The sequence below is a fragment of the Pantoea sp. Ep11b genome (genome assembly GCF_040783975.1).
GTDB lineage: Bacteria > Pseudomonadota > Gammaproteobacteria > Enterobacterales > Enterobacteriaceae > Pantoea.
This window is the reverse complement of sequence record NZ_CP160631.1, coordinates 1,584,882-1,597,658: the sequence shown is the minus strand read 5'-3', so window position 1 is coordinate 1,597,658 and position 12,777 is coordinate 1,584,882. Positions and strand designations below refer to the sequence as shown.

The window sequence follows — 12,777 nt, the reverse complement described above, 5'->3', positions numbered from 1 at the left end:
TCTCGCTTCCGGTTAAGTGCGCTCAGCGCCGCGTGGGGCGTCGTTTACGCACGGTATTTTTTGGCACCACACTGGCCGGTATCGCGGCCGGCTCCGGCGTTGCCGGCTGCTCAATCGGAAAGACCGGCAGCGCGGCTAACAACCGGCTGCCGTAGGGTTTGCTCAGCAACCGGCGATCATAAATCACGATCTCGCCGTAGCATTGATGGCTGCGGATCAGGCGTCCGACCTGCTGGATCAGGGTAAATGAGGCGCTGGGTAAGCTCTGCACCTCAAACGGATAGCGCTTCAGGCTCTTCAGCCACTCGCCTTCGGTCAAAATTACCGGACTGTCCACCGGGGGAAAAGCGATTTTATGGATATGTACCTGACTCAGCAGATCGCCTTTCAGATCCAGCCCTTCCGCAAAGGACTGCAGGCCAATCAGAATGCTGGTTTCTCCCCCGGCGACGCGCTGACGGTGCAGCTCGACCAGGCGGCTGCGCGGCTGATCGCCCTGCACCAGCATCGAGAGCCGCAGATCGGTCAGGCAGGCGACAAACTGCTGCATCGCCCGGTTGCTGGCAAACAGCACCAGCACCCCTTTATGCTTTTTCTCTGCCATCTGCTGGCGGAAGAAGGCGGCCATCTCGGCGATATGTTCGGCTTCATGGCTCATCAGCGGCTCATAGCGCATCTGCGGGATCACCAGCCTGCCCTGCTCTACGTGATTAAACGGGGAGTCCAGCGCCACAAAACGGTCGCCCGCCTTTTCGCTGAGGCCCGACATCTCCTGCAACCGGTTAAAACTGTTGAGCGAACGCAGCGTGGCGGATGTGACCACGACATGGGCGATTTTGCGCCACAGCATCTTCTCCAGCTGGTCGCTGACGCGGATACCGGCGCAGTGAAACAGCAGATGCGCCTGGCCTTCGCGCAGTTCGCGGGTGATCCATTTCGACACCGGCGCACCGGAGGCTTTCTCCATCGACGCCAGCCGCCACAGCTTACTGACGGATTCGAACCAGCCATACTGACGGTTGAGCTGCAGCAGATTACGATGCAGCCGCACCATATCCACCTTACCCGTCTGCTCGCTCAGCGCATTGATCAGCCCTTCGCTCAGGCCACGCAGCGCGTCGCTGAGTTTGAACAGCCGGGCGCAGAGATCGAGCAGCTCCTGCGGCAGCGCGCCCAGCACGAAGCGGAACTCCCCCGGCTGGTTATGCGGCGGCAGCAAGGGGTTCAGCGCCTGGGCGGTAAGCGTCATCAGTTCGCGCAGCTCGTCGCAGTGGGCTTTCAGCCGCTCCGGGTTGGCCAGCGGCGGCGGGGATTTGGGCCGCATCTGCGTCATAATGCTCTCCACCAGCTTCACGAAGAGGTCGAGCTGCAGGCTGCTCCAGCCGGGGGTGATATCGGCGCTTATCTCCAGCGCATCGCGGGCCACCTCGGGCAGATGATGTCCTTCATCCAGCACCAGCATCAGATTTTTAGCGGGCGGCAGCACCGACTCATTTTCCATTGCCGCCATCACCAGCGCATGGTTCGCCACCACCACATCCACCTGCTCGATCTCGCGCCGCGCCACGAAAAACGGGCATTCGCGATACCAGCGGCAGTGGGCACCGAGGCAGCTCGCTTTGTCGGTCGAGAGCCGCTGCCACAGGCTGTCGCTGACGTTTTCGTCGCTGTGGTCGCGCAGGCCATCCCACTGATAGCGATCCAGCGATTTCTGCAGCCGGCCACACTGGGTCTGCTCCTCTTTGGTGCTGCTGACGGCGTCATCGTCCAGCCAGAGCAGCAGATCGCCCTGCTGGTCATCATCTGCTGCCAGCGCGGCCAGATTGCGCGGACAGACGTAGCGCCGGCGACCAAAGGCGGCGGTAAAAGTCAGGTCAGGGATAATTTTTTTCAGCAGCGGCAGATCTTTGGTGAAGATCTGATCCTGCAGCGCCACGTTAGCGGTGCTGATGACCAGCCGCTTCTCTTGGGCGCGGCTGGCCGCAATGCCCGGGATCAGGTAAGAGAGGGTTTTTCCCACGCCAGTCGGCGCTTCAATCGCCAGATGGCGCGCGTCGTCACCTGACAGGCATTTCGCCACTTCGGCGATCATCTGCCGCTGCGGCGCACGCGGAATGAAGTCAGGCACCTGCTGCTGAAGCGCTTTATACCACTCCGCTATCTGGCTTTTTATTGCGGCTGTCAGGGCCATGATTAGCGTTACCACACCGGAAAAAATGGCCTGTATTTTTACACAGTATCCTGGCGGCGTCAGCTTTCGGGCCGGATTTTTCGTGCGCCGTCGGAAATTTCAGCGGAAGTCAGGGAGCCGCAGCGCGCTCCCGCCGTGCTATGTCAGTACTTTATACATCAGGGTAGTAGCGTCCAGCACGCCCGCGGTGGATTCCGCATAAAACGGAATCGATCCCGCCACCTGCCAGCCCAGCGAGCGATAGAGATCGCTGGCCACATCGCCGCTGCGGGTGTCGAGCACCAGCAGCGTTTTGCCCTCTGCGCGCGCCTGCTGTTCGGCACGCTGCATCAGCGCCCGGGCAATGCCCTGACGGCGCGCCTGCGGATGCACCAGCAGTTTGCTGACCTCCGCCCGGTGGCAGCCATTCGGCATGGCACTGTGGTTTATCATCACCGTCCCCAGGAGGGTCTCCTGCTGACGGGCGACGAATAGCTGACTCTCTCCGGCGGCCAGGGCGGGAATGCGCTGCTGCCAGAAGTGCCGGATCGCCTGCTGGTCAGCGGCATCCGTGAAACCGACGCTGGCACCCTCCGCCACGCACGCCTGCAGGAGCGCACTGAGGTCACTGAGCTGCTGCTGCGCCTGCGTGGCGCTGAAGCGGGTGTAATCGATCATGGTCTGGCCACCACCAGCAGATAACGAGCCCCGTCGGTGAGGTGCGCCTCAAAGGCGGATTTTCCCGTCAGGTGAAACCGCAGGCAGTCACCGGGCTGCAGCGTCCACTGCTGCAGCCCCATCGAGATGGTCAGGCCGCCCTCGCGCAGCCAGATATGCTGCTCCAGTCCCTGAACGGGCGGCGTGTCATAATCGATCCGCGCGCCGGGCCGTAACTTGCCCTCTACCAGTTCGCATCTAAAATAGAGGGCAGGCGGTGAAACATTGCGGCGGACAAATCCGCTGGCGGCATCCTGCCACACCGGCTGCTGTTCCGCTCTGACCAGCAGAGTGGACTCCTCCTCGACTTCACTCAGCAGACGCGACATCGTGAGTCCATAAGCCGCACACAGCCGGTTAAGCAGTGCCGCCGTGGGGCTGGTCTCGCTTCGCTCAATGCGCGATAATGACGCGCGGCTGATGCCCGTGGCGACAGAAAGTTCATCTAATGACCAGCCGCGTTGCAGTCGTAATTCTGACAGCCTCACCGCCAGTCGCTGCTCAGTATTCAGCTCCGACATGGGTTATTCTCATATGTGGGAAACATTCTCATATTTGAGATGTAGCCTGGAAATGCCGTATCAGTCAAGTTGTACATAGCGAAATGTATTGTACAACTTAAATTGCTTCGTTATGGTAATTGCACTCAGACCAATCGAAAGAGGATTTTATGACCTTATACAGTATCGGTGACGTCGCCGAGCGCTGTGGCATAAACCCAGTCACCTTACGCGCCTGGCAGCGTCGTTATGGCTTACTGAAGCCGCAGCGCACCGAAGGCGGACATCGTCAGTTTGATGAAGAAGATGTTCAGCGCATTGAAGAGATTATGCGCTGGATTGAAAGCGGCGTGCCCGTCGGCAAGGTCAAGGCACTGCTGGAAGGTGGCGATGTGGATGCGCATGATGGCTGGACGACATTACAGGATGAGCTCATCAGCGTCCTGCGTCACGTCAGGCCCGCTAAACTTCGTAACAAAATTGCCGCGATTGGCCGCGAACATCCGATTGATGCGCTGATCGACCACGTTTTTATGCCGGTGCGCCAGAAGCTGAGTCTGGACCAGAACACCGCCCGCACCATGTGCAGTCTGCTGGATGGGTTACTGATTGACTATGTGGCCTTCTGCCTGACCGGCAGCCGCAAAAAGTCAGGCAAAGATGCGCTGATAATCGGCTGGGGTATCGAAGATCGGACCCGTATCTGGCTGGAAGGGTGGCGTCTCTCCCAGCACGGCTGGCGGATTGATGTGCTGGCTGAACCGCTGGATGTGCCGCGTCCTGAACTCTTTCCTGGCATGAATATGTTTGTCTTTACCGGTAAAAAACTGACCCGACGCCAGCAGGAACAGCTGACACACTGGCAGGAACAGGGTTACGCTGTACGTCTGCACGAACCTGCCTGATAACAAAAACGCACGCCGGGCGCTTTGCCTGCTGCCTTGCGCGCGCTATTATCCCCGCCTCACTGTTCACAAGCTCAGGTTTTAACCATGAATGTCAAAAAAGCCTTTTTCGCCACGCTCTTTTTTATCATGGCCGTCGGCGGCACCAGCGGTCTGATGCTGGTGGGATACTCCCTTATCGTTCATTCACGCTAAGCCAGCGTTGCAGGCGTTCAAACAGACGATCGCTGACGATAGCCAGCAGCGCCACCAGCAGCGCCCCCTGAATCACGTAGGCCGTGTTAAACCCGCTTAACCCGATAATCACCGGTGAGCCGAGACTTTTGGCCCCCACCGTCGAGGCGATGGCCGCGGTTCCGATGTTAATGATCACCGACGTGCGTATACCGGCGATGATCACCGGCGCAGCCAGCGCCAGTTCAACCTGCCACAACCGCTGCCAGGCACTCATCCCGACCCCGGTTGCGATCTCCCGGCTGCTCTCCGGTACACTGTCAATGCCCGCCAGCGTGCCCTGTAAAATCGGCAGCAGGCCATAGAGCAGCAGTGCCACCACCGCAGGCCACGCGCCAAAGCCCATCACCGGTACCGCAATCGCCAGCACCGCCACCGGCGGAATCGTCTGTCCGGCGGCCACAATCGTCTCTGTCAGCGGCCGGAAGGCGCGCCCTGCCCGTCGCGTCACCAGTACGCCGCTGCCGACGCCAGTCACGATCGCCAGCAGGCTGGCGGCGATCACCAGAAACAGATGCGCCAGGGTGAGCTGCCAGAAGCTCTCCTGCTGATAGAGCGGCCGCGCCAGATCGGGAAACCAGCGGTGAAACAGCGGCCCGCTCCAGGGCATCAGGCTCAGCAGCGCGACATAGAGCAGCACCAGCCACAGCAGCGGATCCCTTAACCTGCGCATGGGGCTGCCCCGTGCCGTTGCAGCAGATCGCTGAAGTGGAGAACGCCCAGCGGTTGCTGCTGCGCGTCGACCACCGGCAGCTGGTCGGTTCGCCGGGCGATAAACTGTGAAAGGGCCTCCCGCAGCGTCAGCCCGGCCGCAATCGGTTCGCCCGCCAGCCACTCCCCGTGACGCACGGCCTGGCTAACCTGCTCCAGCGACAGCAGCCGCACCCCGATTTCGCTGCGGCCAAAGAAGTCACGCACAAACGCATTTACGGGCTGCGTCAGCAGCTCCACCGGCCTGCCCTGCTGAACGATCTCGCCGTTATCCATCAGCACCAGGCGATCAGCCAGCGTCAGCGCTTCGTCGATATCATGGGTCACCAGCACAATCGTGCGGCCCGAAAGCCGGTGAATGCGCAGCATCTCCTGTTGCAGCATGCCGCGGGTGACCGGGTCGAGCGCCCCGAACGGCTCATCCATCAGCAGGACTTCCGGGTCCGCCGCCAGCGCACGCGCTACCCCAACCCGCTGCTGCTGTCCGCCGGAGAGCTGATGCGGATAGCGGTCGAGCAGTTGTGTGTCCAGGTTCAGCAGGCCCAGCAGCGTCGCGATGCGCGCATTGATCTGCGCAGCCGGCCAGCCCAGCAGAACCGGCACCGTGGCGATATTCTTCCGCACCGTCCAGTGCGGAAACAGGCCGGTCGACTGGATGGCGTAGCCCATGCGGCGACGCAGCGCGCGGGCATCCAGCTGGCGAATCGACTCACCAGCAAAGCGGATATCTCCGCTGTCAAACTCCACCAGCCGGTTAATCATCTTCAGGGTGGTCGATTTGCCGGAGCCGGAGGTGCCGAGCAGTACGCAGAACTCACCGGCGGCCACCTGCAATGTCAGATCTTTCACCGCCGCTTTGCCGTTAAACGCGCGTGATACGCCCCTGAATTCAATCATCTCTTCTCTCCAGCAGTGAGATCAGCAGGCGGAACAGCGCATCGACTGTCACCGCCAGCGCAATCACAGGGATTACGCCCAGCAGCACCAGATCCAGCGCACTGCTTAGCAGCCCCTGAAAAATAATCGCACCGAAGCCGCCTGCGCCAATCAGCGCCGCCACCACGGCCATCCCCAGCGTCTGCACTACCACTACCCGCAGCCCCGCCAGCCAGACCGGCAGCGCCAGCGGTACATCCACCGCACGGAACTGCTGCCAGCCGCTCATTCCCATGCCACGGGCACTCTCGCGCACCTCGCGGGGTACCTGCTGCAGCCCTACCACCACGCTCCGTACCAGCGGCAACAGCGCGTAGAGCACCAGCGCGATCAGCGCCGGAGCCATGCCGATGCCACTGATGCCCCACGCGCCCAGCCAGGGAAAGTGCTGAGCCAGTCCGGCCAGTGGCGCAATCAGCAGGCCAAACAGCGCGACGGAGGGCACCGTCTGAATCACATTCAGCACGCCGAAAATGCTGCCCTGCCAGCCCGGACGCCGGAACAGCGCCACACCCAGCGGCAGCGCGATCAGCAGTGCAGGCAGCACCGTACCCGCCAGCAGAGTGAGATGGCGGCTGAGTGCCGCATCAAACACGGCCTGGCGATTGGTGTACTCCCTGAGCAAAGAGAGATCGGCCAGCTGACCGCTGAACAGCAACAGCAGCGGCAGCAGCCAGACCTGCAGATTAAGCAGCAGCTGAGCCAGCCGGTGACGGGTCAGTTGCCGCACCAGGTCGGTGATCAGCAGCAATAGCGTGGCGGCGCTGCACCACAGGCCGCTGGCGAAGCTGGTGCGCGCCAGGCGACTGCCCTGCTGACTGAGCAGCGTGGCCTGATGACCGCCCAGCCAGATGAGGAGTGCCAGCATCAGCTCCGCCGCCAGCAGCGCCAGCATCAGCGTACTGCGACCGGGCCGACGCCACAGCAGCAGCCAGAGCGCCGCCAGCGGCAACAGCAGTAGCCCGAAGCGGCTGATCTGCCAGAGCCTCAGCGGTTCGCCCGCCACCAGCCGGTTCGGGGCAACGTTGAGAAACGGCAGCACGATCAGCGCCAGACTCAGCAGGGTCAGCAGCAGCCAGGCCACCGGCTGCTGCACCGGACGGCGTATCGCTTCCCGCGCTATCGGCATCGGTTACAGGATCTTCTGCTGCTGCAGCCACTCAGTCGCAACGCTGCTGGCATCCTGGCCGTCGACCGCGATTTTCGCGTTGAGCTGTTGCAGCGTCTTCTCATCCAGCGCGCTGAACACCGGCTTCAGCCACCCCTCAATGCCGGGATAGGCTTTCAGCACCGATTCACGGATAACCGGCGTCGGCGCATAGATCGGCTGAACGCCTTTGGGATCGCTGAGCGTCTGCAGGCCCAGCGCCGCCACCGGCCCGTCTGTCCCATAGGCCATCGCCGCATTGACCCCGGATGTCTGCTGCGCCGCCGCGCTGATGGTGACTGCGGTGTCACCGCCCGCCAGCGACAGCAGCTGATCCTGTTTCAGGTTAAAGCCGTACGCTTTTTCAAAGGCGGGTAGAGCATCACTGCGCTCAATAAATTCTGCCGACGCCGCCAGCTTAAAGGTGCCCCCTTTTTTCAGCCAGGCACTGAGATCGGCCAGCGAGGAGAGCTGATTTTTTTCCGCCAGTTCTTTGCGCACGGCGATGGTCCAGGTGTTATTGGCCGGTGCCGGGGTCAGCCACACCAGGTGATTCTTCTCTGCATCGAGCTTCTTCACTTTCTCGTAGCCGGCGGTAGCACTCTTCCAGGCGCTGTCTTTCTCGTCGTTGAAGAAGAAGGCGCCGTTGCCGGTATATTCCGGATAGATATCAAGTTCGCCTGCCGTTATGGCACCGCGTACCACCTGTGTCGAACCGAGCTGGATTTTATTGACGGTTTTGACCCCATGCTTTTCCAGCACCTGCAGGATCACATTGCCCAGCAGCGACCCTTCGGTATCAATTTTTGAGCCGACCCGCACAGGATCTGCCGCCTGTGCCATTCCCATACTGAGCAGCAAAGCGCTGACGCCGATCCAGCCCCGGGTTCTGATCATGATCTTTTCCTTATCGCGTTTTCGTGTGTCGTTTTTGCGCCGCGCAGGGCGTTATGCGTTCAGGCTGCTCTTCTGCCGCGCAGCCGCAGGCTGACAGACCCGGCAGCGGAGAGTTTCTGCCTTAAAAGCGTAGCCTGGCCTGTGGGTGATGCGGCGGACTTTCTCGAAGCAGAACAGCATTCTGAGATGAGAATCTTATTTCATATAGCTGAAATGAATTTACTTCTGGACGTCTGAATGGCTATCCTTCCAGACCTGGTATAAATAATCAAAGATGCAGAACATCATGTCAGACCTGATCTCTTCCGCCCATGTGGCGACGGCAGGCCGTGCGCCTGCGGGTGAAACGCAGTGGATCCGCAATGCAGCAGATGTCTCCCGTTTGGTGAACAGCGGCGACAGCGCCTGTAATAACGCCCGTATCGTTATCGCGATTGCGCTGGGGGGCGTGTTTCTCGATGCCTACGACCTGGGTGCGCTGGCCTTTGGCATGAAAGACATTACGCGCGAATTTAACCTGACGCCCTCCGGCACCGGCATGGTCGCCTCGGCCATTACCTTCGGCGCCATCATCGGCGCCCTGATCGGCGGCTATCTCACGGATAAAATTGGCCGTTATCGGGTGTTTATGGCCGATATGTTCTTTTTTGTCGTGGCGGCTTTCGCCTGTGCGTTCGCGCCCAACGAGTATGTGCTGGCGGCTGCGCGTTTTGTCATGGGGCTGGGCGTCGGCATCGATCTGCCGGTGGCGATGGCCTTTCTGGCGGAGTTTTCAAGACTGCGCGGCAAGGGGAACAAAGCGGCCAGCGTGGCGATGTGGTGTCCCACCTGGTATGCGGCGATCAGCATCTCCTACCTGCTGGTGCTGCTGCTCTATGCCGTGCTGCCGGAAAGCCACACCGACTGGCTCTGGCGGCTGATCCTGGGGTTTGGTGCCGTCCCGGCGATTATCATCATCGCCATCCGCAGCCGTTACATGAGCGAATCGCCGGTCTGGGCCGCGAACCAGGGCGACCTGAACGGCGCGGCGGCGATTCTGCGCAGTGCCTGGAACATCAACGCGCAGGTGGCCACCGACGCCGGGCTGACGCCTGCTACGCCGGTGCGCAAGGCAGGCTGGCGCAACTATGGCGCGCTCCTGAAGGGGGTTTATCGCCGCCGGACACTGCTGGCGACCATCACCTCTGTCGCCTCCTCGTTTGCCTATAACGCCGTCGCTTTTGGCCTGCCGGTGATCATCTCCAGTTTCCTTGCGCAGTCGATGCTGACCACAATTCTGGTCTCGCTGGCGCTGAACCTGCTGTTTGCCTTTGTCGGCGGCATTCTGGCCGTGCGGCTGGTGCCGCGCCTGGGGGCGTGGAAAATGTCGGTGGCAGGTTATGGCTGTCAGTGTGTGGCGCTGCTCGGGCTGGCGCTGATTGGCCGCCCGGAAGGGGGACAGGAGGCGGCGCTGGCTATCGCGATGCTGGCGCTGTTCCTGTTTGGTCAGGGATTCGGACCGGGGTCACACACCATGACCTTTGCTTCGCTGAGCTACCCGACCTCGCTGCGCGGCGTGGGTGTCGGCTTCAATCAGACGCTGATGCGCGGCAGTTCGACCGTTTCACTGTTTCTGTTTCCCGTGCTGGTTGCGGCGCTCGGCACCGGCGTCTTCTGGGTGATCTTCCTGGCACCGCTGGCCGGTCTGCTGGCCCTGCTGGCGATCCGCTGGGAACCCTCGGGCTACGATGTGGATGCGGAAGATTTCAGGCCGTTGTGATGGTCAGGGCGGAAAGGCAGTCAGGACACTTAGCGGCTTTAACGTGAGGGGCATCCCGGTACGTTGTTAAGCGTCGCGGGCCAGGGATGGCAACGTCGCGGAGAAAGCAGGATCCCGCGCAGACAGAGAAACCGCACCGCAGTGCGGTTTTTTTATGCCGTCACGGCCGGAAAAGGAAACTGCGCCAGATAGTCCGGGATGCGCGGAAACGTATGGATAAACCACGGCGTAAACTGCTGTGGCTGCTGCTTCATCTGCTGCTCAATCAGCGCCATCGGGCGATAGTCCCAGGCATCCGCCTCCTGCGGATTCAGCTCAGGCAGGCTGTCGCAGACGGCAAAAAAGACGTGACCATATTCATGTTCGGTCAGGCCATTGCTCAGCTTCAGGTTGTAGCTCAGTTCAAATACCGGCGTCAGCGTCAGCACCATCCCCATCTCCTCCCGCAGACGGCGCTCGGCGGCGTCACGGGTCGACTCATGCGGATAGGGATGGCCGCAGCAGGTATTACTCCATAGCCCGCCACAGTGATATTTATCACTGGCGCGCCGCTGCAGCAGGAGCTCCTGCCGGGAATTGAAGACGTAGACCGTCACCGCACGGTGCAGTAATCCTTTTTCATGCACTTCCAGCTTTTCCATTTTGCCGGTGGGACGATCGAGGTGGTCAACGAGGATAACTTCAATAGCAGACATGGCGTTTCCTTGAGATTAATCCCATCTATTCTGGCACAAGATTAGCGGTTTGGGCGCTCTGCAGAGGATTTTTTGCCTGGGTCGGACGACGGTAAGCAGATGAAGCAGAGAGAAAATCAGGCCAGCGAGGCTGGCCTGAAGAGGGATTACAACCGGAAACTCTGAACGACCCGCTCCAGCTGAGTGCTCTGCGCTTCCATCGCCTGCGCCGCGGCGGAAACCTGCTCCACCAGCACGGCGTTCTGCTGGGTGGTGCCATCAAGCTGCGTAATCGCCACGTTAACCTGTTCGATACCCATGCTCTGCTCACGGCTGGCGGACATGATTTCGCTCATCAGCGTCGTGACGCTGCTCACGCCCTGCATCAGCTCATCCATGGTCTGCCCCGCCTGCTCAACCAGCGCGCTGCCGGTGTCGATGTTGGCCACCGACTCCTCGATTAACTTTTTAATCTCACGCGCCGAATTGGCTGAGCGCTGCGCCAAGTTGCGCACTTCCGATGCCACGACGGCAAAACCGCGCCCCTGTTCACCGGCCCGGGCGGCTTCAACCGCAGCGTTCAGGGCCAGGATGTTGGTCTGGAACGCGATGCTGTCGATGACGCTGATGATATCGACCACTTTGCGTGACGAGTGATGAATTTCACCCATCGTGCTGACGACCTGACGAACCACTTCGGTGCCACGCGCCGCCACCTGTGAGGCATCGCCTGCCAGCTGGTTAGCGTGAGTCGCGTTGTCGGCGTTCTGACGCACGGTGCCGGTCAGCTGCTCCATTGAGGCGGCCGTTTCTACAATCGAACTGGCCTGATCTTCCGTACGGGAGGAGAGATTAGCGTTGCCGCTGGCTATCTCACGCGAAGCCGCAGTGATCGCCAGTGCGCTGTCACCCACCTGCTGCATCAGCCCCTGCAGGTAGCTGATGAACTGGTTAAAACTCTGCGCCACGGCGTTAAATTCCGGGCTGTTGCTGGCGGGCAGACGCTGGGTCAGATCGGCCCCGCCGGTCGAGAGTGCTTCAATATTGCGATTCAGCACGCCAAGACGTTTCATCATCGCCCGGACAAAGCCCAGTGATACCAGCAGCAGGATCACCGCCAGCGGGATCTGCACCAGTCCCAGGCGGGTCAGCATGTTGTGCGACTGCGCTTTCAGCAGGCTGGTCGGCAGACTACTGGCGAGATACCAGGGGCTGCCAGGGATAGCCTGTACAAACAGCGTCTGCTCGCCTTCGCTGCTGTCAAAGGTGGTTTCCAGCGGCTGGCTGCCAACGCCATTCAGCAGGGCTTTCAGTGGGGCCGCCATAGGCATCTGCACGTCAGCCAGATTTTCCAGCTTCGGTGCAGCATTCACCAGCGCGCCGTTACCCACGACTTTGCCATCCGCCTCAACGATCAGCACGTTGCCATGAATCGTTTCGCCCATCTGTTTCGCCAGCTGGTTAAAGAAACCCAGGGTCACGTCGATGGTTGCCACGCCCCATGCTGAGCCATTGCGGTAAATGGCCATAGCGCAGTTGGTGCGGGGCTGCGGGCTGGCGGCATCCTGATAGGCTTTAGCCCAGGCGCACTGCCCTTTGGCCGCTGCCAGACCATCTTTATACCAGGGTTGTTCCCAGTATTTGTCGGCGGCATCGGAGTTCCAGTAGGTGTTAACCTGCAGTTCGTTGCTGGCATTACGGGCAAAGAAGCTGCTGTCTTTCTCTTTAGCCGGATCGCGACGATTCGGCAGTGGCCAGATACCGCCACCAAACACGTTGCTGTCCTGATACTGGTTTACCAGCGTCGGTAACAGGGTATCGATAGTGGCGCTGTCCATCACCGATGCAGCTTCGGTGATGGCCCTTTGCTGCGCCTGAACGCGGTTCATCTGTTCGACGATGCCGGAGGCGAGCGAATCAACCTGATAGCGAACCAGACGGCTTTCGCTGTCGACCAGCTGCGGCGCGACGAACTGATTGATGACCCAAACTGTAACGAGTAAAAGCGCAACAAAGAATGCGATCATTGTTGCGGTAAAGCGGGATTGTGTTGTTTTAAACATCTATGTTCCCCTGAACCTGGTGTGGCGCGATTGCCTGATCCGGGTTAACGGCTTGTTAAAGAGG

At 60.6% G+C, this 12,777-nt stretch carries 12 protein-coding genes; 3 read left to right on the top strand and 9 right to left on the bottom strand.

Annotation, left to right across the window (positions count from 1 at the left end; genetic code table 11):
- Positions 1-22: 22 nt before the first annotated feature.
- The 3 genes from dinG to AB1748_RS07495 form a co-directional block, all read right to left on the bottom strand.
- Complete coding sequence (gene dinG / locus AB1748_RS07505; protein ID WP_293773813.1) at positions 23-2,191, bottom strand: ATP-dependent DNA helicase DinG; 2,169 nt, start codon at positions 2,189-2,191, stop codon at positions 23-25.
- 138 nt (positions 2,192-2,329) lie between these two features.
- Positions 2,330-2,848 (bottom strand): N-acetyltransferase family protein, encoded by a 519-nt coding sequence (locus AB1748_RS07500; protein WP_367396195.1) that lies wholly within the window; start codon positions 2,846-2,848, stop codon positions 2,330-2,332.
- Positions 2,845-3,408 carry an XRE family transcriptional regulator gene (locus AB1748_RS07495; RefSeq protein WP_293773811.1) on the bottom strand — a complete coding sequence of 188 codons (564 nt, stop codon included), beginning with the start codon at positions 3,406-3,408 and terminating at the stop codon, positions 2,845-2,847. Before AB1748_RS07495 ends, AB1748_RS07500 begins: the two co-directional genes overlap by 4 nt.
- A gap of 149 nt (positions 3,409-3,557) precedes the next feature.
- On the opposite strand from AB1748_RS07495, the gene AB1748_RS07490 reads away from it, so the two are divergent.
- Entirely contained in the window at positions 3,558-4,292 is a 735-nt protein-coding gene (locus AB1748_RS07490; protein ID WP_111139863.1) for a MerR family transcriptional regulator, read from the top strand.
- 87 nt (positions 4,293-4,379) lie between these two features.
- Entirely contained in the window at positions 4,380-4,487 is a 108-nt protein-coding gene (locus tag AB1748_RS07485; protein ID WP_008925078.1) for a hypothetical protein, read from the top strand.
- Here AB1748_RS07485 and AB1748_RS07480 read toward each other — a convergent pair.
- Genes AB1748_RS07480 through AB1748_RS07465 form a run of 4 tightly spaced genes read right to left on the bottom strand, consistent with a single transcriptional unit; the run spans position 4,468 to position 8,217 of the window.
- Positions 4,468-5,199: an ABC transporter permease gene (locus AB1748_RS07480; RefSeq protein WP_128086669.1), complete on the bottom strand. Its 732-nt coding sequence runs from the start codon at positions 5,197-5,199 to the stop codon at positions 4,468-4,470. The two genes, AB1748_RS07485 and AB1748_RS07480, sit on opposite strands and share 20 nt — an antisense overlap.
- Positions 5,187-6,134, bottom strand: coding sequence for an ABC transporter ATP-binding protein (locus AB1748_RS07475; RefSeq protein WP_293773807.1), 948 nt, complete (start codon positions 6,132-6,134; stop codon positions 5,187-5,189). Before AB1748_RS07475 ends, AB1748_RS07480 begins: the two co-directional genes overlap by 13 nt.
- The gene (locus AB1748_RS07470) at positions 6,127-7,302 is read right to left on the bottom strand and encodes an ABC transporter permease (RefSeq protein ID WP_367396194.1); all 1,176 of its coding nucleotides are present in this window, start codon (positions 7,300-7,302) and stop codon (positions 6,127-6,129) included. Before AB1748_RS07470 ends, AB1748_RS07475 begins: the two co-directional genes overlap by 8 nt.
- A gap of 3 nt (positions 7,303-7,305) precedes the next feature.
- Positions 7,306-8,217, bottom strand: coding sequence for an ABC transporter substrate-binding protein (locus AB1748_RS07465; protein WP_111139859.1), 912 nt, complete (start codon positions 8,215-8,217; stop codon positions 7,306-7,308).
- Between the two features lie 286 nt (positions 8,218-8,503).
- Between AB1748_RS07465 and AB1748_RS07460 the strand changes: the two genes are divergently transcribed.
- On the top strand, positions 8,504-9,976 hold the full coding sequence (locus AB1748_RS07460) for an MFS transporter (RefSeq protein ID WP_367396193.1): 1,473 nt from the start codon (positions 8,504-8,506) through the stop codon (positions 9,974-9,976).
- A 152-nt stretch (positions 9,977-10,128) separates the two neighbouring features.
- Here the strand turns inward: AB1748_RS07460 and idi are convergent, their stop codons facing one another.
- Positions 10,129-10,671 (bottom strand): isopentenyl-diphosphate Delta-isomerase, encoded by a 543-nt coding sequence (gene idi / locus AB1748_RS07455; RefSeq protein WP_367396192.1) that lies wholly within the window; start codon positions 10,669-10,671, stop codon positions 10,129-10,131.
- A 146-nt stretch (positions 10,672-10,817) separates the two neighbouring features.
- The gene (locus tag AB1748_RS07450) at positions 10,818-12,713 is read right to left on the bottom strand and encodes a methyl-accepting chemotaxis protein (RefSeq protein WP_111139857.1); all 1,896 of its coding nucleotides are present in this window, start codon (positions 12,711-12,713) and stop codon (positions 10,818-10,820) included.
- Between the last annotated feature and the right edge of the window lie 64 nt (positions 12,714-12,777).